The 25,895-nt window shown below is 66.2% G+C and carries 24 protein-coding genes; 9 read left to right on the top strand and 15 right to left on the bottom strand.

Features of this window, described 5'->3' with window-relative positions; all coding sequences use genetic code 11:
• Window positions 1–13: 13 nt before the first annotated feature.
• The 4 genes from NSQ78_RS02230 to aceE form a co-directional block, all read right to left on the bottom strand.
• On the bottom strand, window positions 14–643 hold the full coding sequence (locus NSQ78_RS02230) for a transposase (protein ID WP_080473093.1): 630 nt from the start codon (window positions 641–643) through the stop codon (window positions 14–16).
• Between the two features lie 434 nt (window positions 644–1,077).
• Window positions 1,078–1,368 carry a hypothetical protein gene (locus tag NSQ78_RS02225; RefSeq protein ID WP_149901999.1) on the bottom strand — a complete coding sequence of 97 codons (291 nt, stop codon included), beginning with the start codon at window positions 1,366–1,368 and terminating at the stop codon, window positions 1,078–1,080.
• A 3-nt stretch (window positions 1,369–1,371) separates the two neighbouring features.
• Complete coding sequence (locus NSQ78_RS02220; protein WP_339207754.1) at window positions 1,372–2,286, bottom strand: hypothetical protein; 915 nt, start codon at window positions 2,284–2,286, stop codon at window positions 1,372–1,374.
• A gap of 750 nt (window positions 2,287–3,036) precedes the next feature.
• The gene (gene aceE / locus NSQ78_RS02215) at window positions 3,037–5,724 is read right to left on the bottom strand and encodes a pyruvate dehydrogenase (acetyl-transferring), homodimeric type (protein WP_308306453.1); all 2,688 of its coding nucleotides are present in this window, start codon (window positions 5,722–5,724) and stop codon (window positions 3,037–3,039) included.
• Window positions 5,725–6,212: 488 nt separating this feature from the next.
• Between aceE and NSQ78_RS02210 the strand changes: the two genes are divergently transcribed.
• Together NSQ78_RS02210 and NSQ78_RS02205 are read left to right on the top strand one after the other, a co-directional pair.
• Complete coding sequence (locus NSQ78_RS02210; RefSeq protein WP_053505056.1) at window positions 6,213–6,773, top strand: PadR family transcriptional regulator; 561 nt, start codon at window positions 6,213–6,215, stop codon at window positions 6,771–6,773.
• A 58-nt stretch (window positions 6,774–6,831) separates the two neighbouring features.
• Complete coding sequence (locus NSQ78_RS02205) at window positions 6,832–7,629, top strand: siderophore-interacting protein (RefSeq protein WP_064237529.1); 798 nt, start codon at window positions 6,832–6,834, stop codon at window positions 7,627–7,629.
• A gap of 73 nt (window positions 7,630–7,702) precedes the next feature.
• On the opposite strand, the gene NSQ78_RS02200 is transcribed toward NSQ78_RS02205, so the two are convergent.
• Window positions 7,703–8,524 (bottom strand): hypothetical protein, encoded by an 822-nt coding sequence (locus NSQ78_RS02200; protein WP_064237528.1) that lies wholly within the window; start codon window positions 8,522–8,524, stop codon window positions 7,703–7,705.
• A 207-nt stretch (window positions 8,525–8,731) separates the two neighbouring features.
• Here NSQ78_RS02200 and NSQ78_RS02195 point away from each other — a divergent pair, with 207 nt between their 5' ends.
• Window positions 8,732–9,133: a hypothetical protein gene (locus tag NSQ78_RS02195; protein WP_064237527.1), complete on the top strand. Its 402-nt coding sequence runs from the start codon at window positions 8,732–8,734 to the stop codon at window positions 9,131–9,133.
• A 183-nt stretch (window positions 9,134–9,316) separates the two neighbouring features.
• Here the strand turns inward: NSQ78_RS02195 and NSQ78_RS02190 are convergent, their stop codons facing one another.
• Together NSQ78_RS02190 and NSQ78_RS02185 are read right to left on the bottom strand one after the other, a co-directional pair.
• Window positions 9,317–10,024: a YceI family protein gene (locus NSQ78_RS02190; protein WP_005415047.1), complete on the bottom strand. Its 708-nt coding sequence runs from the start codon at window positions 10,022–10,024 to the stop codon at window positions 9,317–9,319.
• Window positions 10,025–10,110: 86 nt separating this feature from the next.
• The gene (locus NSQ78_RS02185) at window positions 10,111–10,701 is read right to left on the bottom strand and encodes a malonic semialdehyde reductase (protein ID WP_064237526.1); all 591 of its coding nucleotides are present in this window, start codon (window positions 10,699–10,701) and stop codon (window positions 10,111–10,113) included.
• Window positions 10,702–10,827: 126 nt separating this feature from the next.
• Between NSQ78_RS02185 and NSQ78_RS02180 the strand changes: the two genes are divergently transcribed.
• The 5 genes from NSQ78_RS02180 (at window position 10,828) to NSQ78_RS02160 (ending at window position 14,550) form a co-directional block, all read left to right on the top strand.
• The gene (locus NSQ78_RS02180) at window positions 10,828–11,787 is read left to right on the top strand and encodes a mitochondrial fission ELM1 family protein (RefSeq protein ID WP_064237525.1); all 960 of its coding nucleotides are present in this window, start codon (window positions 10,828–10,830) and stop codon (window positions 11,785–11,787) included.
• Window positions 11,788–11,992: 205 nt separating this feature from the next.
• The gene (locus tag NSQ78_RS02175) at window positions 11,993–12,844 is read left to right on the top strand and encodes a DUF2145 domain-containing protein (RefSeq protein WP_064237524.1); all 852 of its coding nucleotides are present in this window, start codon (window positions 11,993–11,995) and stop codon (window positions 12,842–12,844) included.
• Window positions 12,845–12,863: 19 nt separating this feature from the next.
• The gene (locus NSQ78_RS02170; RefSeq protein WP_064239597.1) at window positions 12,864–13,367 is read left to right on the top strand and encodes a hypothetical protein; all 504 of its coding nucleotides are present in this window, start codon (window positions 12,864–12,866) and stop codon (window positions 13,365–13,367) included.
• A gap of 31 nt (window positions 13,368–13,398) precedes the next feature.
• Window positions 13,399–13,914, top strand: a complete 516-nt coding sequence (locus NSQ78_RS02165) for a hypothetical protein (RefSeq protein WP_053462000.1) — start codon at window positions 13,399–13,401, stop codon at window positions 13,912–13,914.
• A 75-nt stretch (window positions 13,915–13,989) separates the two neighbouring features.
• Window positions 13,990–14,550 (top strand): queuosine precursor transporter, encoded by a 561-nt coding sequence (locus NSQ78_RS02160; RefSeq protein WP_064237523.1) that lies wholly within the window; start codon window positions 13,990–13,992, stop codon window positions 14,548–14,550.
• A gap of 98 nt (window positions 14,551–14,648) precedes the next feature.
• On the opposite strand, the gene glnE is transcribed toward NSQ78_RS02160, so the two are convergent.
• Window positions 14,649–17,444, bottom strand: coding sequence for a bifunctional [glutamate--ammonia ligase]-adenylyl-L-tyrosine phosphorylase/[glutamate--ammonia-ligase] adenylyltransferase (gene glnE / locus NSQ78_RS02155; RefSeq protein ID WP_064237522.1), 2,796 nt, complete (start codon window positions 17,442–17,444; stop codon window positions 14,649–14,651).
• Between the two features lie 450 nt (window positions 17,445–17,894).
• On the opposite strand from glnE, the gene NSQ78_RS02150 reads away from it, so the two are divergent.
• Window positions 17,895–19,409 (top strand): acetyl-CoA hydrolase/transferase family protein, encoded by a 1,515-nt coding sequence (locus NSQ78_RS02150; RefSeq protein WP_339207745.1) that lies wholly within the window; start codon window positions 17,895–17,897, stop codon window positions 19,407–19,409.
• A gap of 146 nt (window positions 19,410–19,555) precedes the next feature.
• Here the strand turns inward: NSQ78_RS02150 and NSQ78_RS02145 are convergent, their stop codons facing one another.
• From NSQ78_RS02145 to NSQ78_RS02115, 7 genes are all read right to left on the bottom strand, one after another.
• Window positions 19,556–20,920, bottom strand: a complete 1,365-nt coding sequence (locus tag NSQ78_RS02145; protein ID WP_339207742.1) for a VOC family protein — start codon at window positions 20,918–20,920, stop codon at window positions 19,556–19,558.
• A gap of 153 nt (window positions 20,921–21,073) precedes the next feature.
• Window positions 21,074–21,562 (bottom strand): hypothetical protein, encoded by a 489-nt coding sequence (locus tag NSQ78_RS02140; RefSeq protein WP_064237520.1) that lies wholly within the window; start codon window positions 21,560–21,562, stop codon window positions 21,074–21,076.
• A gap of 31 nt (window positions 21,563–21,593) precedes the next feature.
• Window positions 21,594–22,346, bottom strand: a complete 753-nt coding sequence (locus NSQ78_RS02135; RefSeq protein ID WP_049468641.1) for an HAD family hydrolase — start codon at window positions 22,344–22,346, stop codon at window positions 21,594–21,596.
• Window positions 22,347–22,440: 94 nt separating this feature from the next.
• Complete coding sequence (locus NSQ78_RS02130) at window positions 22,441–22,851, bottom strand: calcium-binding protein (protein ID WP_064237519.1); 411 nt, start codon at window positions 22,849–22,851, stop codon at window positions 22,441–22,443.
• A 232-nt stretch (window positions 22,852–23,083) separates the two neighbouring features.
• Window positions 23,084–23,455 (bottom strand): hypothetical protein, encoded by a 372-nt coding sequence (locus NSQ78_RS02125; RefSeq protein WP_049468636.1) that lies wholly within the window; start codon window positions 23,453–23,455, stop codon window positions 23,084–23,086.
• A gap of 225 nt (window positions 23,456–23,680) precedes the next feature.
• Window positions 23,681–24,394 carry a M15 family metallopeptidase gene (locus tag NSQ78_RS02120; protein WP_223224828.1) on the bottom strand — a complete coding sequence of 238 codons (714 nt, stop codon included), beginning with the start codon at window positions 24,392–24,394 and terminating at the stop codon, window positions 23,681–23,683.
• Window positions 24,327–25,877 carry a serine hydrolase domain-containing protein gene (locus tag NSQ78_RS02115; protein ID WP_064239596.1) on the bottom strand — a complete coding sequence of 517 codons (1,551 nt, stop codon included), beginning with the start codon at window positions 25,875–25,877 and terminating at the stop codon, window positions 24,327–24,329. Before NSQ78_RS02115 ends, NSQ78_RS02120 begins: the two co-directional genes overlap by 68 nt.
• Window positions 25,878–25,895: the final 18 nt, after the last annotated feature.

Raw genomic sequence — 25,895 nt, 5'->3', positions numbered from 1 at the left:
TCGAAAAAGGGCGTCACTGACAGAGTCCATGCCCAACAGGGCATAGGGAGCCGTGGCCATCTTGATCGGCTGCCGGCGCCGACTGCTCCGACTGCTGCGCGACCGGCTTACCGCAAAGACAGGCCTCTTCCTTGTAGATGCGATGCACGCGCTTGTGATTATCCCGCCAGCCTTCCCAGCGCAGCATCACCAGCACGCGCTCACCGCCGTAGTGAATCCGCGCCCAAGTCACCTCATGCATCCGCCAGCGGATGGCACTACCGTCATGCACCTTGGGCGCGTAGGAAAAAGCCGAGCGCGACATCGACACGATCCGCAGCGCACGCCGCTCGCTGCTACCAAATCGCTTCTGCAGCCCGCCCCCCCCCAGACACGCTACTGGGCTTGCCTCAGAGCTTTTTGTAACAACTTCCTGCAGTATCGCCTTGTCTAGGCTCAGATCGGCCACCAACTGCTTGAGCTCGCAGTTCTCCTTCTCCAGCAATCGCAGCTGCTTGAGCTCGAACGGACTCAGCCCGCTGTACTTCTTGCGCCACATATAGAACGTCGCCTCCGCAACGCCCTTTTCACCAACCGCTGTCCTCGGCTCGACCTGCCAGAGCGCGTAGGCAATCTGCTCCTCTGCAAAACAGGAGCTCTTCATTGCCTGATTCTTCGTGATCCACGGGGACCACGAGGTTGCTAATTCTCTACTTTACTTTGCCCCGGCTCTTCAAGGGAGCACACAAGCATCCAAAGAATTTTGCAGAGTCTCACGAAGGAGAATCTCTAAATTCGTGCGCCCTTCAATGGACGAATTGCCATCATATATTCTTGAACCCGAGCCCATTCGGATTAAGCACCCTAAACTGCAATGTTGCCATGCCACCACCCATTCCCATCCCATCTTAGCGCCCGCCTTATATTGGGAGTACGCCAGAAATTGCGAACCAATTGCAGCGCAGGCACCGCGCCACCAAAGCCAAGAACAAATGTTGAGCAAGAGCAACAGAGTACAAGACCGAGTTTCACGCAAACAAATTCAGATGATAAGCCGACCATTGCTTCAACGCTCCGGCATGGCTATTCATCAGTGACTCAATCCTTTTTCGCCGAACCACCTCCTCTCGATGACCATTCCCTAAAGAAATCGGCAATTCTCTTCGCCTCAACGTCGTATGGATTACTTGCAACCAAACCAGGATCCAACAAATACCTCAGAACAACCTTGGCGGCCTCCGACGCCTCAAACTTCAAAGCATATTTTTCAGAATCCTTCGCAGATATCGACCTATTCTGAGAAATAGCAGAAATAAGATTTATATCCCTGTTACTTAGAATCACTTGGCCCTGTTTATCCAAACCGGAAGGAATATCATTCTTGCTCATTTCTTACTCCCTAGTGGATACTGGATGAATGCCACACAGAACTGGATATGAGGCGACACCACCATCAACCCGTCCGTCGATGGTAGCCTCGGCCTTTTTCCGAAACTGAAGATTCAATACAACCGCTTCATCTGCATCACCCAGCTCTAATGGCACAAATTGACCAAATGCGTCTCGCCATGAGGCGATAATGCGCCGGACAGGCATACCATTGGGCTTAGAGAGCTTAACCATGCCCAGGCTTGTTACTGTCAAAACAGAGCTACCTGGGTCATCAGCAAGAACCGAAGCATAGCGTGCGGACCAGCGCTCGGCGAGCTGAGGGCCATCCATTAACAATGCAACCACCATATTTGGCCCAACGCAGCGAACCAGTTCGGCGACGGGGTCCTGCCTTGCCAGATCTTCACAGATCAAAGGGCAGATGACCATATTCTCGCTCATCGCAAAAAAGTTCAAACTTCTTGGCTGAACTTCGATGTTCTCCCACCAATCACATGAGGCCCCGAGAGTTGAACCGAGACCATATGCGGATATCTGAGACTCATCGATCCTCCATCGATGATGCTTGTACTGGGGATCTGATTGCTGCCAAGAGTATGGTGCGCTGAACCTAACAGAATTCGTAAAGGACCCCGACTCTCGGGACTTTCCTCTTACCCCAGCTACTACCGCCATGCCGCTGATCGATGCTTCTGTAGATATTTCCTTCCAGTCTTTCTCACTGAGAGAACATTCTGGGAATACAACAAGGTCAACCTTCTGGCCAATTGATGTAACCTTACCAATGATCTTTTTAAGCCAATGCAAGGCGGCTGCCTTTGCCGTTGGTTGAGACGGAAGATAGTCGAAGTACCCAAAGGTCCGATCAAGGTTTGAAGGCCTACCTTCGGAGATTTTCAGATCTGAAGCGTTCATCACAAGCGGCCAAGGGGCTACCAGTACGTTGTAAGAGCTTCGCTTTTCTGTAGGCAGAGTTGGAAGCTGCGTCCAAACCGGCTTGACTTCGCTCGCGGAGCACAGTGCGAGATGGTGAGTAAGCGATCGAACATTAAACCCAGATCGGGGCGTATGCTGCTTCGGCAGTACTCGAAGCGCGTCAACGGGGACATTTTGGCAAAGAGTTCCTGAAGAAAGCCCTAGCTCCGAAACAAGCTCAAACAACCCGAGACTATTTCCCGGTAATCCCACGCCCGCAGATGCTGCATCGCAGGCAATAATCAGATAGAGACAATTCCTTTCAAACTTGGAACTAAGCTATCCACCCTCTGGAAGAGCGTCAATTTCACTTCCAATAGAGGCCCAGGCGTCAACCACACCTTCTGGCATTGCCCGCATTCGATATCGCCCGGTATCGAGCAGTTCACGCCACCGCTTCCCGGAGAGTTCGGCATCTTTTACGAACCCTGAATCAATAGCGCCTGGCTGCGCATAGATCCTGTAGCAGCCGCTGACCTTGGCGAAATAACCACATACCGCGAAAACATCTGGCGGCGAACGGAGAGCGCTTTCGGGTCGAGCCTTGAAACTGCTCCGGTAAATTTCTCGAAGTCCATACATTTTGGGCTTATTCCGTTAACTAATTCGAACTGAAAACCCACCCGGTGCCGGCATAAAAAAGGGGGCAGATCATTCTGCCCCCCCGAAAAATGGGCGTAGAGGTATCAATCAAACCCCAACAGGATTAGCCTTCTCCGGATCAATCTTGTACTGCTTGATCGCCCGGGCCACATCCTTCGCGGTCATCTTCCCTTCCTTCGCCAGCGCCGCAATCGCGGCATGCGCGATGTAGTACCGATCCACCTCAAAGAACCGGCGCAGGTTCGCACGCGTATCCGAACGGCCGAAACCATCCGTACCCAGCACCGTGTAGCTCATCGGCACGAACGCACGGATCTGGTCCGCATACGCACGCACGTAGTCGGTGGCGGCAATCGCCGGGCCCTGGCGGCCTTCCAGCAGCTCGGTCACGTAGGCCTTGCGCTGCTCACCTTCCGGATGCAGGCGGTTGGCACGTTCCACGTCGAAACCATCGCGACGCAGTTCGTTGAAGCTTGGGCAGCTCCAGATGTCAGCGGTCACGCCGAAGTCCTTGTCCAGCAGCTCGGCGGCGGCAATGGCTTCGCGCAGGATGGTGCCCGAACCCAGCAGCTGCACGCGCAGCTCGCCCTTCTTCGGCTTGCCGGCGTCGGTCAGCAGGTACATGCCCTTGACGATGCCTTCGGCCGCGCCCTCCGGCATTTCCGGGTGGGTGTAGTTCTCGTTCATCAGGGTGACGTAGTAATACTCGTCCACCTGGTCTTCCATCATGCGCTTGGTGCCGTGCTGCAGGATCACCGTCACTTCGAAGCCGAAGGTCGGGTCGTAGCTGCGCACGTTCGGGATGCCACCGGCCACCAGATGGCTGAAGCCATCCTCGTGCTGCAGGCCTTCACCGTTCAGCGTGGTGCGGCCAGCGGTGCCACCCAGCAGGAAGCCGCGGGTACGCATGTCGGCGGCCTGCCAGGCGATGTCGCCCACGCGCTGGAAGCCGAACATCGAGTAGTAGATGTAGAACGGCAGCATCGGCACGTTGCTGACCGAGTAGCTGGTACCGGCGGCCATCCACGAGCTGATCGCACCCGGCTCGCTGATGCCCTGCTGCAGCACCTGGCCGCTCTGGTCTTCGCGGTAGAACATCAGCTGGTCGGCGTCGACCGGCTTGTACTTCTGGCCGAACGGCGCGTAGATGCCGATCTGGCGGAACAGGCCTTCCATGCCGAAGGTACGGGCTTCGTCGGCCACGATCGGCACGATGTGCGGGCCCAGTTCCTTGTCACGCAGCGTGATGTTCAGGCTCTGCACGAAGGCCATGGTGGTGGAGTAGCTGCGCTCGCCGCTGCTCTTCAGCAGGCGCTCGTACGCTTCCAGCTTCGGCGCCACGAAGGTCTTGTCGGCCTTGCGGCGGCGCTGCGGCAGGTAACCGCCGAGCGCGGCACGGCGTTCCTGCAGGTACTGCACTTCCGGCGAATCCGGGCCCGGGTGGTAGAACGGCACCTGGCCGTCGGCCAGCTGCGCATCGGTCACCGGAATGTTGAAGCGGTCGCGGAAGTGGCGCACCGCCTCGTCGTCCAGCTTCTTGGTCTGGTGGGTCGGGTTCAGCGCTTCACCGGCGCTGCCCATGCCGTAACCCTTCACGGTCTTGGCCAGGATGACGGTCGGCATGCCCTTGGTGTTCACGGCCTGGTGGTAGGCGGCGTACACCTTGTGCGGGTCGTGGCCACCACGGTTTAGGCGCCAGATGTCGTCGTCGGAAAGGCCGGCGACCATCGCGGCGGTTTCCGGGTACTTGCCGAAGAAATGCTCGCGGGTATAGGCGCCGCCGAAGGCCTTGCAGTTCTGGTACTCGCCGTCGACGGTTTCCATCATCAGCTTCTTCAGGACGCCGTTGGTGTCCTTGGCCAGCAGGGCATCCCAGTAACCGCCCCACAGCAGCTTGATCACGTTCCAGCCGCCGCCACGGAACACGCCTTCCAGTTCCTGGATGATCTTGCCGTTGCCGCGCACCGGACCGTCCAGGCGCTGCAGGTTGCAGTTCACCACGAAGATCAGGTTATCCAGGCCTTCACGGCCGGCCAGCGCGATGGCCCCCAGGGTTTCCGGCTCGTCGCTCTCGCCGTCGCCGATGAAGCACCACACCTTGCGGTCGGACTTCTCGATCAGGCCACGGTTTTCCAGGTAGCTCATGAACTGCGCCTGGTAGATGGCGGCCAGCGGGCCCAGGCCCATCGACACGGTCGGGGTCTGCCAGTAGTCCGGCATCAGCCACGGGTGCGGGTACGAGGACAGGCCACCGCCGTCCACTTCCATGCGGAACTTGTCCAGCTGCTCTTCGCTGATGCGGCCTTCCAGGAAGGAACGCGCGTAGATGCCCGGGGCGCTGTGGCCCTGGATGAACAGCAGGTCGCCCGGGTGGTTCTCGCTCGGGGCGCGCCAGAAGTGGTTGAAGCCCACGTCGTACAGGGTGGCGCCGGAGGCGAAGGAGGCGATGTGGCCGCCCAGGTCACCCGGCTTGCGGTTGGCGCGCACCACGGTGGCCATCGCGTTCCAGCGGATGATCGAACGGATGCGCCATTCCAGCTCGGCGTTGCCCGGGCTCTTGGCCTCGAACTGCGGTTCGATGGTGTTGACGTATTCGGTGGTGGGAGAGAACGGCAGGTAGGCGCCCGAACGACGGGTCAGTTCCACCATGCCTTCCAGCAGCTGATGCGCGCGCTCGGAGCCCTCGACATCAATAACGGCCTTCAACGACTCGATCCACTCCTGGGTCTCCACAGGATTCGGGTCGTTGTTCAGCACCTCGTTCAACCAGTTCATTAGCGCTCCCATTACCGCACGCACGCGCGCGACTGTTGTATAGATTTCTAGACCGCAAAGTGTAGCGCACCAAGGGCTTTCGTCACTTGGCTACGCTGGCGTATGGACGCATGCGGCCAGTGTCCGCAAGGCCTGTCCCGGCCTGTCCGGCGGCAGGACAGGCCCTTGTTTCCGGGTACTGCGGCACCTTGGAGCCGGTGCCCGGCTGTCGCGCTGGGCCCGGAGCCACCATGTGCAGGACGCAGTGTTACTGCGGCCGATGACGGTTGTGCGGCGCCCGCGCACCCTGCGGTATCGACCGCGGGCGCGGGCGCTTGACCGGCGACAACGTGTCGCCCCCATGGATTGCCGCGGGCGATCGCCGCGTCGCCTGGAGCGGTGCGCGGGCGGGCCGTGGCCCAAAACAGACGCGCTTGTGGCCGGATCGATGATTGCCGGGCTCGCGCTATCGATATATCGTTTGTACACTCGTTTACCGATATATCGAAATGAGCCGTACGTCTTCTCCCAGAGCCCGTTCCACCGATCCGGATGTGCCGCGCCGCAACGGCCAGCCACGGGTGCTCAGCCGGGGCGACCTGCGCCTGCTGGTGCTGGCCCTGATCGGCGAGCAGCCACGCCATGGCTACGAGCTGATGCAGCTGATCAGCAACCAGTTCATGCAGGCCTATACGCCCAGCGCCGGCACCATGTACCCGCTGCTGGCCAGCTTCGAGCAGGCCGGCTGGATCGAGGCCGAGGAAGTGGATGGGAAGCGGATCTTCCGCATCACCGCCGCCGGCGAGTTCGAGCTGAAGGTGCAGCGAACCCAGGTACGCCTCGCGCAACGGCGAGCCTTCGACCGTGCCCGCGAGATCACCAAGGCGTCGCTGCCGCCGCCGCTGGCCACTGCCCTGCGCGAGTTCAAGCGGGCGCTGGTGCATCACCACGGCCGCTGGGCCGAAGGCGAGGCGGACGAGGTGGCGGCGCTGCTGAGCCGGGCGTCCGCCCTGCTGAACGGTACCGCCGGTAGCGAGGCATCCCCCCTTTCAACGACCCAGCCAGACTGAATCCAGCCAGGTCTCCCCCATGCCGCGCGCCCCGCGCGACTCCTTTACAGGTATCCCCATGACCGAACACAACAACACGCGCCTGCGCCTGGATGTGCGCTTCCGTGAACTGACCGTGCTGCGCACCGAAGAAGTCACCCCGCACATGCGCCGCGTGGTGCTGGGCGGCGACGACCTGGCCGGCTTCGATTCGCCCGGCGCCGACGACCACATCAAGCTGTTCTTCCCCAATGCCAGCGGCGAGATGGTGCTGCCGGTGCTGACCGCCGAAGGCCGCAGTTACCCGGACGGCAAGTCGCCCTCGCCGTCGCGCGACTACACCCCGCGCTGGTGGGACCACGAGACCGGCGAGCTGGCCATCGACTTCGTGCTGCACGACCAGGGCGTCGCCGGGCCGTGGGCCGAGCGCGCGCAGCCGGGCGACACGCTGGTGATCGGCGGCCCGCGCGGCTCGTTCGTGGTGGCCGACACCTACGACGCCTACGTGCTGATCGGCGACGAGACCGCACTGCCGGCCATCGCCCGCTGGCTGGACGTGCTGCCGGACGGTGCCGAAGTGCAGGCCTTCATCGAAGTGAGCGACGAGGCCGAGCGCCAGGACCTGCCGCAGTACGAGAACGTGCGCATCCACTGGCTGGAGCGCAACGGCTTCCCGGCGGCCAGCAGCACGCTGCTGGAAGACATGCTGACCGACTTCGAGGCCCCGGACGGTGATGTCTTCTACTGGATCGCCACCGAATCGCGCCGCGCACGGATGATGCGCAAGTTCATCGAAGGCCACCTGGGCGTGCCGCGCGACTGGATCCGCTCGACCGGCTACTGGAAGGACCACCCGGACGAAGCCGACGGCGATTGATCAAAGGACGGTAGGTGCGGACCGTTGGTCCGCACGCCCTCCGAAGGGTAGTGCCGGCCGCTGGCCGGCAACCTCATGAACCCTCGGCAGGAACCTGCAATTGCCGGCCAGCGGCCGGCACTACCCCCTGCCGCGTCCACCCGAACCGCTGCGCGGCCCAGATCTCCAGCGCCACCAGCAGTGCGACGGCCAGCAGCGGCAACAGCAGCCCGAAGTACACGCCGGGCATCATGCCGTTGATCTGCGCCTTCACCAGCCGCAGCACGCCACGGGTGTGCAGCAGCTCATCCACATGCATGGTCAGCGCCTCGCGCACCACCTTGGGCTCCAGGCCAATCGTGCCGGCCTTGTCCACCAGCGTGTCTTCCACCATGCCGCGCAGCAGGCCTTCGCGCACCTTGCCGATCACCCAGCCGGTACCGCGCGCCAACGGGCCGTTGCCAAGACGGTCCAGGCCGGGCAGCGGATGTTCGCTGAGGTAGGCCGAGGCGATGGTGTCGGCCACATCGCCCACCGTGCCCTGGCTGCGCAATGCCTCGCGCATGCGCGGGTCGTCCAGCGAGTCGGTGAAGCCTTCGCTCCAGCCTTCCACCAGGGTCTGCAGGTGCGGCTGGAAATGATCAAGCTGCTTGAACAGCGCGCGGTGCGCACCGGCGGTGAAGCCCAGCTGCAGGCCGAAGAAGGCCGTGGCCAGCGGCAGCAGCACCACGTAGCTGGCCAGCAGCCAGTGATGCCAGCGCTTGCGCCGCTGCAACCAACCCCGGCGGTGCAGCCAGCGCCAGCCGAGGATGCCCAGCACCAAGCCAAGCAGCGTACCGAGCACGCTGCCGCCCAGCAGATCGAGCACGCTCAGGCCCGACCAGAACTCGTTCAACCAGTACTGCGCGTCCTGCATGGGTCTTCCTTCCGTGGCTGATACAGCAGGCCATTGTAGAGCCGAGCCCACGCTCGGCTGCGCCGCCGTCGGTGGGTGCGGACCGTCATCGACTGGTGGGTGCGGACCGTTGGTCCGCACACTCCCATGCAATTGCCGGCCAGCGGCCGGCACTACCGAGCTGGCAATGCGACAATCGCGCTCCTTTCCTGCAGCAACGAGGCCCCCATGGCCGAACTGACCCTGGCCGGCGTGGATGCGCTGCGTACCCGCTTTGCCGATGACGCCGCCTGCGATGCGGCGCTGGCCGCGTTCGCCGACAGCGCTGCACTGCGCGCGCCGCTGCGCGAGCTGGTGGCGGCGCAGCACCGCTACCTGCAGGCCGAATTCGAAGTGGCCCAGGTGGCCGACGTGCTGCGCCGTGACCAGAAGTACGCGCCGGTAGGCCGGCCGTCGGTGCACATCGTGCAGCTGCGCAAGCAGCAGGCGGCCACCAAGCAGGCGGCGCTGATCGCGCGCCAGGTGGTGGCGCAGGCCGCGCAGACGTTCGCACGGGCCAGCGGGCTGGCGGTAAAGGCCAAGCAGAGCCCGAGCGAAGCGTGCGTGGCATGGTTGGGCGCATTGCGCTGAGCAACCCTGCTTCGGAGGTGGCCGCCCCCACCGACAGGGTAGTGCCGGCCGCTGGCCGGCAGCCCCCTCATCATCGGGCACCTCGCAAGCAGCCGGCCAGCGGCCGGCTCTACCCGCGCCCAAAAAAGAAGGCCCGCTTTTCAGCGGGCCTCCTGCCTTCTCACGACGAGTGAGTCGGGTACATCAAGCCGCCGGCTTCTCGCCGGTGGCTTCGGTGGTGATGCGGATCTTCACTTCATCGCTGACGTTCGGGGCGTAGGCGCCGACGCCGAAATCGCTGCGCTTCAGGGTGGTGGTGGCATCGAAGCCGGCGGCCGGAACCTTGGCCATCGGGTGCTCGCCGCCGCCGTTGACGGTGACGTCAAGGGTGACCGGCTTGGTGATGCCCTTGATGGTCAGGTCGCCGGTGACGGTCAGCTTGTTGGTGCCGGCCGCTTCCACCTTGGTGCTCTTGAAGGTGGCATCGGCGAACTTGGCGGCGTCGAAGAAGTCGGCGCTCTTCAGGTGCTCGTCGAACTTGGCGGTGAAGCTGTTCAGGCCGCTCAGCGGCAGCTTCACTTCCACGGTGGACTTGGTCACGTCTTCAGCGTTGTACACCAGGGTGCCTTCGACGTTGCCGAAGTGCGCGCTCGGGTTGGAGAAGCCGAAGTGGCTCCACTGCGCCAGCACGTCGGTGTGGCTCGGGTCCAGCTTGTAGGTGCCCGAGGCGATCTTGATCGCTTCGGCGGCCGGCGCGGCAGCAGCGGCATCAGCCGCCGGGGTGGCGGCCTGCTCGGTGGTGGCCGGGGCGGCAGCATCGGCCGCCGGGGCAGCGGTGTCGGCCGGCTTGGAGCAGGCGGCGATGGCCAGGGTCAGGGCCAGCGGCAGCAGCAGTTTACGGGTGGCGCTCATCTGAGGAACTCTCCGGATCGTAGGGTGGGTACACGGTGCAGCAAGAGCCCGCCGCACGACGGCGGGCCCGAAACCGATACAGCGTCTTACGCGATGCGCGCCGCTTCGTCGAACGACAGGCGCGGCAGGCGCGGGAACAGGCCCGCCGGGTCACCGTAACCCAGGTTGACCAGGAAATTCGACTTGATGGAGGTGCCGGCGAAGAAGGCTTCGTCGACCTTGGCCGGGTCGAAGCCGGACATCGGGCCGGCATCCAGGCCCAGCGCGCGCGCAGCCAGGATCAGGTAGGCGCCCTGCAGGCTGCCGTTGCGGATGGCGGCTTCGTGGCGGCCTTGCTGCGGGCCGTCGAACCAGGCCTTGGCATCGGTGTGCGGGAACAGGTACGGCAGCTTCTCGTGGAAGTCCAGGTCGAAACCGATGATGACGGTGACCGGCGCGGCCATGGTCTTGGCCAGGTTGCCTTCGGACAGCGCCGGGGCCAGCTTGTCCTTGGCCTCCTTCGAGGTGACGAAAACGAAGCGGGCCGGCGTGGTGTTGGCCGCGGTGGGGCCCCACTTCACCAGGTCGTACAGTTCCTTCAGCAGGCTCTCGGGGACCGGCTTGTCGAGGAAGGCGTTCTGGGTGCGGGCCGTGCGGAACAGCTGGTCGAGGGCGGCGGCGTCGAGCGCGTGGGACATCGGTGGATCTCCAGGGCGGCGAAGGGAAGTCAGTGCCCGCGGGCGGCGCGGGGCGAAACGACGAGCCGCAGTGTAGAGTGTCGCGACTGTTGCAACACCCAGCAGGGCTGAAACGAATTAATGCCAATGGTGAAACGATCGAGCGCGCCGTGGACGATCACTGACGGCCGCGCGGGCAATGTCCGCCAGGCGGTCGCGCTGGCCTCGGCACTGCGCCAGGGCACCCACCGACCGCTGCTCCTGCAACCGCGCGCGCCCTGGCGCTGGCTGTCGCCGCGGCGCCTGCCCGGCGATGTCAACGGCTACGGCGAGGCCTTTGCGTCACTGGCCAACGAGGCGCCGGCGCTGGCCATCGGCTGCGGGCGCCAGGCCGCAGGCGCGCTGCGCGTGCTGCGTGCACGCGGCAGCCAGGTGGTGCAGATCCTCGACCCGCGCATCAGCGCCCGCCATTGGGACGTGGTGGTGGTGCCCGAACACGATGCCCTGCGCGGCAGCAACGTGCTGACCCTGCTCGGCAGCCTCAACCCGGTGGACGATGACTGGCTGGCCTGGGGCCGCGCCGCGTTCGCCGGCTTCAGTACCCTGCCCGGCCCGCGCACCGCACTGCTGGTCGGTGGGCCGACGCCGCTGGCGCCGTGGGACGAGACCGCGATGGTCGGCGTGTTCCAGGAGCTGGCCGAGCAGATCCGCAGCGAAGGCGGCAGCCTGCTGGCAACGACCTCGCGCCGTACGCCGCCGGCCCTGGCCGAGGTCCTGCGCGCGAAATTCGCCGACCTGCCGCACGTGATCTGGGGCGATGGCGGCGACGGCACCAATCCCTATGGTGGCCTGCTCGGCTGGGCCAACCGCGTGGTGGTCTCGCCCGATTCGGTGAACCTGCTCTCGGAGGCGTGCGCCACGCGCATGCCGGTAATGGTGGCGCTGGCCAGTACCGCACAGGGCCGCCTGGCGCGCTTCCAGCAGCAGCTGCGCGCGCGCGGGCGATTGCAGCCGCATTGGCTGGACTGGCAGTACGACCGCATCGAACCGCTGCGCGAAACCGCGCGGGTGGCGGCGGAAGTGAAGCAGCGCCTGGCATTGGGGTAGTGCCGGCCGCTGGTTGCTACAACGCCGTACCTGGCATCTCGGTAGTGCCGGCCGCTGGCCTACAACGCCGCACGCATGGCCAAACCCTGCCGTTGCGGCCAGCGGCCTACACGACCCGATTGCGCGGCGCAAGGGCGTGGATCGCCCGTTGCGCTGAGCAGCGTATGATCGGCGCGCGGGCCTGCCCGTCGTTGAAGGTACCGACATGGATCGTTTTTCCCGCCTGCCCCGCGCCGCGCTGCTGATCGCCAGCCTGCTGCTGGCTGCACCGGCCTGGGCCAACAGCACCGCCTGCCGCGAGCGCTCCCCGAGCATGGCCTCGCAGGCGGCGATGCTGGACGTAGCCTGGACCACCGCCGAACGGCTGGACGCGCTGCCCGACGTGGACGTGGTGGTCGCCGCGCGCGGTGGCCAGGACCTGAGCCGCTACGGCCTGCGCCACAGCCACCTGGCCTTCCTGCTGCGCGAGGACGACGGCCGCTGGCGTGCGATGCACCTGCTCAACCGCTGCAAGACCGACAGTTCGCAGCTGTACCACGAGGGCCTGGGCAACTTTGTCGGCGAGAGTGGCGGCCATACCGACCTGCGCATTGGCGTGCCGTCGGCGCCGTTGCGTGCGGCCCTGCGCGCGATGCTGGTGTCGCCCTCGATCCAGCCCAAGGCGCTGCACGAAACGAAGTACAACGTGGTTGCCTACCCGTTCGCCACCGACTACCAGAACTCCAACCAGTGGGTGCTGGAAGTGCTGGCGGCGGCGATGGCGCAGGCCGAAGGCACACCGGCCATCGTCAAGCGCGAACAGGCGCAGCATTGGCTGCGCCAGCAGAAATACCAGCCCAGCGTGCTGCACATCGGCCTCGGCAAGCGCGTGGGTGCGCGCCTGTTCGTGGCCAACGCCACCACCACCGACCATCCGGCCGGCGAACGCATCTCTGGCAACTATTCGGTGGTGACGGTGGAATCGGTGTTCGACTTCCTGCACCAGCGCAGCCAGCTGCAGCAGGAACTGGTGATCCCCCATGTGCCGGTGGCCGGTGCCACCGCCGCCGCCCCCTGATTTCCCTGAGGAGAACGACATGCGTCCGCTGCTTGCCTCTGTACTGTCGACGGTGATCGTCACCGGCCTAGCCTGGTCCACGGCCGCCCACGCCGAACGCCGCATCGTGATCATCCATGACCCGGGCCCGCAGGGACCGAGCCTGGAAATGTCCACGCAGATGGTGGCCTCGGCCCGCGCCGCCGCCGCGAAGGAAGCCCAGGATGCGGCCGACGCCGGCCGGCCGCTGGCCCGCCCGCAGCAGATCAAGCTGCCGCAGATGGAGGTGAGCGCCATCGCCACCACCGTCGACGGCCGCCGCGAAGTGCTGCTGCGTGATGCCAATGACCCGCAGAACACGGCATCGATGCAGTACCCGCGCGGCATCGGCGATCCTGCTGTGCAGTTCACCGTGGGCCAGACCGTGAACTTCGAGCCGACCGGCAACGACCAGGGCTGGCAGCTGAAGGACAACCAGGGCCGCCCGCTGGAATACCTGCCCGAGGCCACCGGCCCGCGCGACATCTTTGACAACCGGCGCTGAGCCGCCGCCCCACGCTGACCAGGAGGTCTCCATGCTCCGTTGCCTGCGCGTTCCCACCACTGCATTGCTGCTCTCGGCGCTGCTGGTGCCCACCGTCCATGCCGGCGCCGCGCCGCAGTTGAACAGCAGCGAGGCCAGCGTGATCGTGACCTCGTTCGTGGTGCTGTCGCTGCCGCTGGCGGCGTCGATGGGCCTGTCCGAACTGTCCAAGGCACCGTTCAAGGCCAGCGAGCGCAACGCCAGGGCGACCCGCACCAAGGCGGTGCCGCTGCCGCCGATGGAAGTGAAGAAGGTGGAGACCACGCCCACGGGCGAGCGCCAGGTGCAGCTGCAGGTACCGGACAAGGCCGACCACACCGCCACCCTGCGCTGGCCGGTGCAGCCGCAGGGCGAGAACCCGGCGGCGGCCTTCGTGGTCGGGCAACGGGTGCATTTCGACCCCACGGAGGCCGGTGCCGGCTGGAACGTGAAGAGCGCGCAGGGCCAGACCCTGGCCTATGTGCCGACGGCCTATGCCGCCGGTGACGTGATGAGTGAAGCGCTGTAAAGCTGAACGACCGGTTTTGGCTTTGCCGCAGGCCGGGCGGATAATGGGCGAGCCCCTTTGTCCCCCTGGCTCGCCATGTCCGTGCGTCCTGCCCCTCTGTTTGCCCCGCTGACCCCGCGCGCCCTGGTGCTGGCGGTACTGGCCATGGGTGCGGTGGTGCTGCTGTCCAACGTACTGGTGCAGTACCCGATCAACGACTGGCTGACCTGGGGCGCCTTCAGCTATCCGGTCGCGTTCCTGGTCAGCAACCTGATCAACCGTCGCTTCGGCCCGGGCCCGGCGCGCCGGGTGGCGTGGATCGGCTTCGCGGTGGCGGTGCTGCTGTCGATCTGGGTGGCCACCCCGCGCATCGCCATTGCCTCGTGCTCGGCCTTCATCGTGGCCCAGCTGCTGGACATCACCGTGTTCGACCGCCTGCGCCGTGGCAGCTGGTGGCGCGCACCGATGGTGGCCACCACCTGCAGCGCGACGGTGGACACCACCATTTTCTGGTCGATCGCGTTTGCCGGTTCCACCTTGCCGTGGGTGAGCTGGGCCGCCGGCGACCTGGCAGTGAAGCTGGCGATCGGCGTCTGCCTGCTGGCCCCGTTCCGCGCGTTGTTGTGGAAGATGGCGCCGCTGCGCGCGGCCAGCTGACCGCCATTGCGCTGGCAGGCGCCAACCTTGGTTGGCGCTTTGCATTCATGCCAACCAAGGTTGGCATCTACCAACTGTAGTCCTCCGCCATCCGGCACTCAGGCGAACGGCAGCTCTGCCGCTCTGCACGCCGCCGTAATCGCTGCACACGCCTGTTCAATCGCCGGCGTGGTCGGGGCCAGTCGCGGGCGGCGGTCCAGCGTGCAGGCCAGGCCCACGTCCAACAGCGTGGCGTGCGCACCATGCAGCGCCTGCGCGGTGGCATCGGGCAGGAAACCGGCGACCGCCAGCGCATCGATCAACGACGGCGTGTCGCGCGGCTGCAGCAGCGCCGGCACCTGCGCGCTGCGCGCGAGTACCCCGGTCTGCAGCAGGAATTCCAGGTCCACCACGCCACCGGCACCCTGCTTCAGGTCCAGGCGCGCGGCGTCGCTGCGGTCCAGTTCGGTGCGCATGCGGCCACGCATTTTCAGCACGTCGGCATACAGCGTGGCCATGTCGCGCTCGCGCCCCAGCGTCTGTGCACGCACCTGTTCGAAGTCGGCCAGCAGGCTGGCATCGCCGGCCACGCCCCGCGCACGCACCAGCGCCTGGTGTTCCCAGGTCCACGCCCGCTCGCGCTGGTACTCGGTGTAACTGGCCAACGAAGACACCAGCGACCCCTTGCCGCCATCGGGGCGCAGGCGCACATCGATGTCGTACAGGCGGCCGGCGGCGGTGACCGCACCGAGCAGCGCCATCACCTTCTGCGCGAGCCGCGCATACCAGCGCCCCGGCTCCAGCGGACGCACACCGTCGCTGGCGTCGACGCCGGCCGGGTGGTCATGCAGGAACACCAGGTCCAGGTCGGAACCGAAGCCCAGCTCGAGGCCACCGAGGCTGCCGTAGCCGATGATCGCGAAGCGGCCACCGGGAATCGCGCCGTGCGCGGCGCGCATGTCCGCCTCGGCCATCGCCAGCACGGTGACCACCACCGCCTGTGCCAGCTCGGCCAGTTGCCGCGTACTGTCCACCGCGCCCTGGCGACCGTCCAGCGTGGCCATCGCCATGCGGAAACTGAGCGCCAGCCGCGTCTCGTTGAGCCAGCGCAGTGCCGATTCGGGATCTTCGACCGCCAGCACCTGCTGGCATTCGGCCAGCATGCCGGCGGCATCGGGCATCGGACCGGACACGCGCACATCCAGCAGTTCGTCCAGCAGCAGCGGATACGCAGCCAGGCGCTCGGCCAACAGCGCGCTGCGCGCCAGCACATCGACCAGACGCGCCAGCGCGCTGGGCTGTTCGTCCAGCAGCGCCAGATAACTGGTCCGGCGCAACACGGCCTGCAGCAGGCCAAGCACGCGCTTGAGCGCGGCGTCGGGTTGCGGCGAACGCGTGGCCGCATGCAGCAGCGCCGGCAGTACGCGATCCAGCCGTGCACGCGCGGCGTCGGACAAGGACTTCACGCCGGTGCCCTGGGCGAAATCGCGCAGCGACTGGTCGGCACCATTGGCGTCGAGGAAACCCGCCTCGGCCAGCAGCGGTGCGTTGCTGCCTTCGGGCAGGCTGCGCCAGTAGTTGGCCAGCGCGTCGGGCGCGGCCTGACCCTTGCGCGGGGCCAGCAGCGCGGCGAATTCAGTACTGACCCGCTGCTGCTGCACAGCCAATGCCGCGCGCAGCACGTCCCAGTCCGGGTAGCCGAGGCCGACGGCGATGCGCGCGCGGTCCAGCGCGTCGCTGGGCAGCACGTGGGTCTGTGCGTCGCGCAGCATCTGCAGGCGGTTTTCCAGGCGGCGCAGGAACAGGTAGGCCTCGCGCAGCGCAGCGCCATCCTCGGGCGCGATCTGCCCGCCAGCCACCAGCGCGTCCAGCGCCACCAGCAGGCGGCGCTCGCGCAGCGCCGGCTCACGGCCACCGCGGATCAGCTGCAGCGCCTGGCACAGGAACTCGATTTCGCGGATGCCACCGGCGCCGCGCTTGATGTCTTCGTGCAGCTCGCGGCGCGCGACTTCGGCGGTGATTGCCGCTTTCATCTCACGCAGGCCGTCGAGCGCGGTGAAATCCAGGTAGCGGCGGTACACGAACGGGCGCAGGGTCTGCAGCCACGCCTCACCCGCCTGGATATCGCCGGCGACCGCGCGCGCCTTCAGCCACGCATAGCGTTCCCAGTCGCGGCCTTCGCGCTGGAAGTACTGGTCCATCGCCGCGAACGAAAGCGCCACGCGACCGGCGCTGCCGAACGGGCGCAGGCGCAGGTCGACGCGGTGGCTGAAGCCATCGACGGTGGTTTCGTCCAGCAGCTTGGCCAGGCGCTGGCCGAGGCGTGCGAAATACTCTTCGGCGGCCAGCGCACGCGGACCGTCGGATTCGCCGCCCTGCGGATACGCATAGACCAGATCGATATCGGAACTGAAGTTGAGCTCGCCGCCGCCCAGCTTGCCGAGGCCGAACACCACCAGCTGCTGCGCGGCACCGTCGCCATCGCGGACCACGCCGTGGCGCTGTGCGAATTCCTGCTGCAGGGCATCCAGCGCCAGCCGCAGGCAATCCTCGGCCAGGGTGGTGGCGCCGGCCAGGGTCTGCGCCACGTCGTCCAGCCCGGCCAGGTCACGCCAGATCAGTCGCGTGGACATGGCGGTGCGCCAGCGCCGCAGCTGTGCCGGCCAGTCGCTGGGTTGCAGCGGATCGAGCACCGGGGCCGGGATCGGCGGGCAGCCGGGCGCGGCCAGCTGCGTCAGCAACGCCGGTTGCCGCACCAGGGTGTCCAGTGCGAAGTCGCTGGCTACCGCCAGCCGGGTCAGCAACGGCAGCCATTCCGTGGGGATGGGCCCGGGCAGGACCTGCGCCAGGCGCGCCAGGGCGCGGTCGACAAGGGGCTGCAGGGCGGCGGGCAGGTCTGCGGGAGCAAGAGTCATGGGCGGATTGTATCGACCCGGCCGGGACGCGACGGACCCGGTAGTGCCGGCCGCTGGCCGGCAGATCCGATGACCTGGTAGTGCCGGCTTACAGATCCGATGATCCGGTAGTGCCGGCCGCTGGCTTCTACAGATCCGATGATCCCGCCGAAGGTTGATGGGGTTGCGCTTACCAGCGGCGGCACTACCGATAATGGGCACCGCGCATTCATACGGGGCGACAGGCAATAAAAAAGCCCGCTTGCAGCGAACTGCCAGCGGGCTCTGCTCCCTCCCCCACGTCGGGATGCAGGGCCATCGTGCGGGCTGCGAAAGCAGTTTGCACGCTGCACTGCAAAACAGAACCGGTGGGTATGGGTGAGCCCCTGGGGGAAAAGCCATTCCACGAAGGTAGAACCCCCGTACGGATGAGGATGGCCGATAATCGGGTTTCCCCCCAGAACTGTCGTCATGTCTGTTGATCGCATCGCCAACGCGCGTCTTCGTGACCGCGTGGTCTCCGCCGAGGCCGCAGCCGCGCTGATCCAGCCCGGTGAAACCGTGGCCATGAGCGGCTTTACCGGCTCCGGGTATCCCAAGGCCGTCCCCGTCGAACTGGCCCGCCGCATCGAAGCGGTGCACGCCCAGGGCCAGCCCTTCCAGATCAAGCTGATGACCGGCGCCTCCACTGCGCCGGAACTGGATGGCGCGCTGGCCAAGGCCGATGGCATCGCCATGCGCATGCCGTTCCAGAGCGATCCGGATGCGCGCAACCGCATCAACGAGGGCAAGCTGGATTACATCGACATCCACCTCAGCCACGTCGCCCAGCATGTGTGGTTCGGCTTCTATGGCGAGATCGATACCGCCGTGATCGAAGTCTCGGCCATCCGCGAGGATGGCTCGCTGGTACCCTCCACCTCGGTCGGCAACAACAAGACCTGGCTGGACCTGGCGAAGAAGGTGATCGTCGAGGTCAACGAATGGCAGCCGGCCGGCGTCGACGGCATGCATGACATCTACTACGGCACCGCGCTGCCGCCGCACCGCAAGCCGATTCCGCTGGTGAACGCCAACGACCGCATCGGCGACACCGCGCTGCGCTGCGACCCGGACAAGATCGTGGCCGTGGTGCGCACCAACGGCCCGGACCGCAACAGCCCGTTCAGCCCGATCGATGCGACCAGCGAGCAGATCGCTTCGCACCTGATCGAGTTCCTCAAGCACGAAGTGAAGAAGGGCCGCCTGCCGCCGAACCTGCTGCCGCTGCAGTCGGGCGTGGGCAACATCCCCAACGCCGTGCTGGTAGGCCTGGCCAAGAGCGGTTTCCGCGACCTGGCTGCGTTCACCGAAGTGATCCAGGACGGCATGCTCGACCTGCTGCGCGACGGCGTGCTGAGCTACGCCTCGTGCACCGGCTTCGCACTGAGCCCGCAGGCCAACGAGACGTTCAAGGAGAACATCGATTTCTACCGCGAGCGCATCATCATGCGCACGCAGGAGATCTCCAACCATCCCGAACTGGTGCGCCGCCTCGGCTGCATCGGCATGAACGGCATGATCGAGGTGGACATCTACGGCAACGTCAATTCGACGCACGTGATGGGCACGCGGATCATGAACGGCATCGGCGGTTCCGGTGACTTTGCCCGCAACGGTTTCCTGTCGGCGTTCCTGAGCCCGTCCACTGCCAAGAACGGCACCATCTCGGCGATCGTGCCGATGGCCAGCCATGTCGACCACACCGAGCACGACGTGTCGGTGATCGTCACCGAACAGGGCCTGGCCGACCTGCGCGGCCTGACCCCGCGCAAGCGCGCGCAGGTGCTGATCGACAACTGCGCGCATCCGGATTTCCGCCCGCAGCTGCAGGATTACTTCGACCGTGCCAGCCGCGAGAGCTACGGCAAGCACACCCCGCACCTGCTGCCGGAAGCGCTGTCGTGGCACCAGCGCTGGCTGGATACCGGCACGATGAAGGGCTGACCCCAGGTCCGGACATCGGGTAGAGCCTAGCCGCTGGCCGGCTTCCCCCCCCTACAGCTACCAGCGTAAGCTCTACCTTCACGCGGTGCCCGGCCAGCGGCCGGCTCTGCCTTTACGCGGCGCCCGGCCAGCGGCCGGCTCTGCCTTTACGCGGTGCGCAACGCCGCCAGCGATTCGGCCTGCAGCCGCTCGTAGATCTCGAACTCGTCATTCACCGCCACGCCCAGTGCCTGCTCGAACGCCTCGCGGTTGGCATGTGCGGCATACGCGCGTTGTTCTTCGCCACCCAGGTTCGACTGGAAGATGCCCGCGGCACTGACCGGCAGGAAATCCTCGTAGACGATCGGGTCAGCCGTGGCCAGGCCCGCGGCCACCAGCACTTCGGTAAGCAGATCGGCCACGCGCTCCGGCGCGGCGCGGCCGGCGTCGGTCAGCTGGTAGCGGTAGTAGCCCAATCCTTCCTGGCGCAGCGTGTCATGGTCATCCGGGAAGCTGGCGAACACCGCCTGCAGGCGCTGGCCGTAGTCGCCACCGGTACTGCCTTCGCCGCCGGCATCACGTGCCTGCGACAGCAGCTGGTCGTACAGCGCGCGGCCCTTCGGGGTCAGCGCAAGGCCGCGCTGTTCGATCTCGCCGAAGCGCGCGGTGTGGGTGCCGGCATCGCCACCGTCCGCATCCGGGAAATGCACGGCCTCTTCCAGCGCCTTGAAGCTGGTCTGGCGCAGCAGGATCGGGCAGGCGCGGCGCGGCGGGCCTTCGATCACCGCCTTGGCCGCCATGCCGTGCTCGATCATCGCCGCCTGCGCGGCATCGATGTCCAGCGTGCGCGGGGTCAGGTGGTTGATGTGCGGGCCGCGGAAACTGACCACGTCGGCCACCAGCCGGTGCGCGTTGTGCAGCGCGTGGTAGGTCGGCAGGTCGACCGTGGCATCGCCGTGCCAGCGGAAGGTCTCCAGGGCTTCATCGACGAAGCGCTCGGCGTCGGCCTGCGACAGCCCACCGTCACGCTCGGCCTGGTCGATCAGCGCCAGCGCACCGTCGGTGAAGATGCGGCGGCGTGCCAGAATCTTCGCCGATTCGGCACGCAGGGCTTGGTCTTCGATCAGCTCCAGGCGCAGCAGCGAGGTGAACACGCGGAACGGATTCTGCGCCAGCGCCGCGCCGGTCAGCGGCCGGAACGCGGTGGAGTGCACCGGTACGCTTACCACCGACAGGTCGTAGTAGCCGACCGGGTACATGCCCATCACTGCAAACAGGCGGCGCAACGTGGCCAGCTCTTCGGCGGTGCCGACGCGGATCGCGCCGTGGCGCTCCTCGTCCAGGCGCGCACGCTCGTCGTTGCGTTGCAGCTGCGCGGCCAGTGCCGGGTCCTGGGCAAGCACCTGCGCGTTGATCCGCTCCACCAGTTCCACCAGCGTGCCGTACAGCGGCACTTCGGTGCGGTACATGCGGGACATGGCCTGCGCGAACAGGCGGCGGATCACATCAGGCGAAACGAAAGAGGCGCTCATCAGTCACTCGATCACGGGAACAGGGAACAGCTCGGACCCGTATTGTCGCCGGAGCGCGGTGCGGCGGCGATATGCAGAGCAACATGACCGGGTAATCGCGGCCGCTGGTAAGCAACGCCTGGAAAGGATGCAGTTGTACCAGCGGCGGCGGCACTACCGCTTCAACTGGCGCTTCAGCGTGGCATCCAGGGTAACCGGCCGGTCCCAGTGCCGGTAGCTGGCCACGATGGCGTGGCGCACGGCACGGTAATGCAGGTTCTCCGGCCTGGTGGGCATGCGCTTCACCACGGCCTCCCAGCCCCCCTCCGGGTTCTGGCTGAAGGCGCGCACGCTGTCGCGGCAGGTCTGTGCGCTGGCCTTGGCCCAGAAACAGGCGAAATAGATATCCCCGGCCTGCCAGCCATGGGTGGTGAACAGCGCATTGAGGTAGCCGCGGGGGACATCGGCGTAGCGCGACACTTCATCGAGGAAGGCGTCGGGGTAGCGTTCGGCGTAGTGGTTGATGTCCTGCAGCTGGGCATCGATCCAGCGGTCACCGGTTGCCACCGTGTAGTCCGCCGAACGCTCGGCGGTCTGCTGGGCCAGCACGGTGGCCGGCACCAGCAGCAGGGACAGCAACAGCGCGCGCAGTCGGTAGTTCATGCCCCGATTCTGCCGCAGCCGCCGCGCCCTGTCAGGCCGCCGCGGCGGCCTTGGCCTCGATCGCCGCCAGCGCAGCCGGCCAGTCGCGCGCGGTATCGGCGGTCACCATGCGCGGCTCGTCATCGGCCACGCCGTGCTGGGTCTCGTGGGCCCAGGTCACCGCGTAGGGGGTATGCACGCCCCAGCCACCGAGGGTGACCACCGGCTCGATATCCGAACGCAGCGAGTTGCCGACCATCACGAAGCGCTCCATCGGCAGGTCGAACTCGGCCAGCACGCGAGCGTAGGTTTCCGGGTCCTTCTCGGAGACGATCTCGATGCGCGGGAACAGCTCGCCCAGGTTGGCGACCTTGATCTTCGCCTCCTGGTGGAACAGGTCACCCTTGGTGATCAGCACCACCGGGTAGTGCTCGGCAATGGCCGCCACCGCGTCGCGCACTCCGTCGATCAGCTCCACCGGGTGACGCAGGGTGTCGTGGCCGATGTCGAGGATGCGCTGGATGTCCCTGGCCTCGATGCGCTGGCCGGTGATGTCGATGGCCGCTTCGATCATCGACAGGGTCATGCTCTTGACGCCGTAGCCGAAGGTGCCCAGGTGGCGCTGCTGCACTTCCAGCAGGTGGCGCGCGGTCTGGGTGTCGTGCACGTCGACATAGCGCGACAACAGGTCAAGGTAATCCTGCTCGGCCTTGCGGTAGTAGTCCTCGCTCTTCCACAGCGTATCGTCACCGTCAAAACCGACCAGGCCGATGGCGCGCGACGGCGCAGGCATGGAGGTGTTCATCGGGCAAGGATACAGGGGCCGCGATGACGGGAAAAACCCGGGCGGCCACCGCCGCCCGGGTTCCATGCACCGGTCTTCCCGAATCTAGTCTGGATCAACGGCCCTGCGCCGCACCGGCACCCGCGCCGGCCTGCTGGGCGGCCACGTAGGCCTTGTACTCGTCGGCGCTCAGCTCGCCGTCCTTGTTGCTGTCGGCCTGGTCGAATACCTGGGCCAGGCCCGCGTTCACCTGGGCCTCGGACTTGCTGATGGTGCCGTTGCCATCGGTATCGATGCTGGCCCAGGTCTGGCCACCGCCGTTGGCCTGCGCCGAGGCCGCTGCAGCCGCGTTGGAGGCCTGGTCGGCCGCTTGGCCCGCCTGTGCCGCCGCCTGCTGGGCCTGCGCCGCTTCATTCTGCGCATGCGCGGCCTGCTGCTTGGCCGACTGGGCCATCGCCGGGAGGGCCAGCACGCTGGCGGCGGCGGCGATCAGGGCGATCAGGGGCTTGCGGTTGCGAATAGTCATCAGGGGTGTCTCCTACCTGTTGGGTGGTGTTGCGCGGCCTGTTGTTTCCGCACGGCACCTACCCTGCCACCGCGTTTCTGAATCGATTTTGCCCCGCAACCGGCGCCCACACGCATGATTAACCACTGGCCAGCGCGCATGCGTTAGCGCGGTGGTTAGCAGGAAGTGAGTGGCTCATAAGCCCGGCATTCAACGCCTTCGCGTTTAACCGCGAGGCAACGAAAAACCTGCGTCAGTCGACGGTTTTTTCCGATGACCGCGAACTGAACATCACCCAGCCCAGTGCGACCCCGGCCAGCGCGCCGGCGATTTCCAGCACCACCCGGCTGCCGAGTTCGTTCGGATCGTGGATGGTGGCCAGGAACAGGCGCGCATACAGCGGTGATTCCAGCCGCACGATGCCCATGTAGAACAGCTTCCACGCATCGATGCCGGCGGAGATCACCACCGAGATGACGCAGGCCCAGCCGATCGCATGGCCCATCGACCAGTGCAGCAGCCGGCACAGCCGCGACCACAGCAGGTACACCAGCAGGCCGACCAGCAGGGCGATGGCGCCCGCTTCCAGGGTGCCGAGCAGGCCGAAGTGCAGGGGAAGGTTCATCGGGTGGGCAACAGTGGGATGGCGGCCAGTGTAAGGGATCTGCCCCGGACCCAATCCGCTGGCCCCGGTAGATCCACGCCATGCGTGGATGAATCTCCATCGAGATCGACTTCTCCGGGGTTGGACGGAAAGCACCCACGCATGGCGTGGATCTACCGTGTCGACCAAGGTCGACAGCTACCAAGAGCAGCGGGAAATTGTCGAGGGCGCCCCTGCCAACAAACCCTAAAGCACAGGCACGTCGTATGCGGTGCCGGGATCCGGTTCGGGCTGCAGGGTGTAGTGCCACCACTCCTGCGGATAGTTGACGAAGCCGTGGCGCGCCATCGCCTGCACCAGCTGACGGCGGTTCGCCTGCTGTGCAGCGCTCAGCCCGAGGGTCTGGGTATGCGCACGCCGGCCAAAGAAATCGAAGTCCGTGCCCATGTCCAACGGCGTGCACGTCCCGCTGCGGCAATCCAGCAGGCCCAGATCCACCGTGGCACCGCGGCTGTGGCCGGAGCGCTCGGCGATGTAGCCGTCGGCCAGCAGGCGCGGTTTGTCCAGGTCAGGGTATTGCAGGGCCTTGCGCGAGCGTTCGTGTGGATCGTTCACCCAGGCCATGAAGGCCTGCACCGAACGCACCGGCCGGTAACAGTCGTAGAGGCGCAGGCCGAAGCCATCGGCGCGCAGGTCCTGTTCCACCTGTGCCAGTGCCTTCGCCACCGGCGCCAGCAGGTAGCACGAAGGCGCCTCGTAGCCGGGCACGCGCGCGCCGGTGAAGTTGTTGGCGCCGGCATAGCGGATATCCAGGTCGATGCGCGGCGACACCGTGCGGATCTCCACCAGTCCGGCACTGGCCGCGTCGGTGGCCGGTGAAACGCGCGGTGGCTCAGCGGCGCCGGTGGTCGCCGCCAGCGCAGTCGCCAGTACGAGTGAAATGCAGGTCCTGGAAGTCATAGCTGAAGTCGATGTCCGGATCGATGGCGCGCAGGTCCAGCGTGGGCGACGCACCGTCCCCGGGTTGCAGCCAGGCCTGTGCGTCGTCGCCCAGCGTATCCCAGCGCAGCAGCCAGCGCCCCTGCAGCTGCAGCACAGCCGCCTGCAGCCGGGGCGACTTGTCCACGCTGAAACGCAGGCCGTCCTTGCCCGGGCACAGCGAGGCCGGCCCCAGCCACGGGTCGGTGTAGCGACCCTGCCAGCGCGGCAGATCGGCGTCCGATGTCGGCCGTGCCTCCGACGTCGCCGGCCGCTGATGGCCGCTTGCCGCGCGCGCCGCCTGGTCCGCCTTCAGTTCGGCCAGGTACTCCAGCGCCGGACGCGCATCGTCCGGCGCCGTAAAGCGCTTCAGCGCGGCCTGCATCAATGCGGTACGCGCATCCTCTCCATCACCGTTGATCAGCATGACCACGCCCACCTTGCGGTCGGGCAGCAGCGCCAGCGACGAATACATGCCGGACAGCGTGCCGGTGTGCGCCACCTTCCACTGGCCGTCCATGTCGGACACGCGCCAGCCATAGCCGTAGCCGTAGAAATGCGCGTTGTCCCAGCGCCGCTGGCGCTCGCCCAGCGGCATCGGCATGTGCAGGGTCCACAGCGTGCGGCGCTGCTCCGCATCCAGCCAGCCGGGCGCCACGGTGGGATCGAGCAGCACCTGCATCCACCGCGTCATGTCGCGCAGCGAACACCGGATGCCGCCAGCGGCCATCGACGGCAGGTCCGGGCTGATCGCTCCATCCTCATTCACTACCGCGTTGCGATCACCGCGCCAGGCATGCGGCTGCGCCACGTTGCCCACGCGCTTCACCGACCACGCCCCCACCTGGCAGCGCGACAGGCCCAGTGGTTCGAACACCTGCTCGCGCATCAACTGGTCGTACGGCTTGCCGCCCGCCGCAGCGGCCACTTCGCCAGCCACCACGTACATCAGGTTGTCGTAGGCATAGTGGCTGCGGAAGCTGCTGACCGGCGTCAGGTGCGCCAATCCGGCGATGATGTCGGTGCGGGTGAATGCGTTCGGTTCCGGCCACAGCATCAGGTCCCCGGCGCCCAGGCCCAGGCCGCTGTTGTGGATCAGCAGGTCGCGCACCTGCATCTGCTGGCCCACCCAGGCATCGTGCATGCGGAAGCCCGGCAGATGCCGCTGCACCGGATCATCCCAGCGCAGCCTGCCCTGCTGCACCAGCCGCGCCAGCAGCGCGGCAGTCATCGCCTTGCTGTTGGAGGCGATCTTGAACAGCGTGTCCTGGTCGATGCGGCCGCCATCGCCACGCGCGCCCTCGGCGTGGCGATAGACCACCTGCCCGTTGTCGACCACCGCCATGGCCAGCCCGGGCAGGTGCTCGTGCCGGACCACGGCGGCGACATCGGCCTCGACAGAGGCGGTATCGACCGCCGCCGCCGGAAAAGCCACCAGCGCGGCCAGCATCCACAGTGCCTGCATGCGCATGGTCCCGGCACC

Source organism: Stenotrophomonas sp. FSL W7-1447, from assembly GCF_037966425.1.
Classification (GTDB): domain Bacteria; phylum Pseudomonadota; class Gammaproteobacteria; order Xanthomonadales; family Xanthomonadaceae; genus Stenotrophomonas; species Stenotrophomonas pavanii.
Note: the sequence above shows the minus strand (reverse complement) of the source record. Positions and strands in the feature narration are given on the sequence as shown.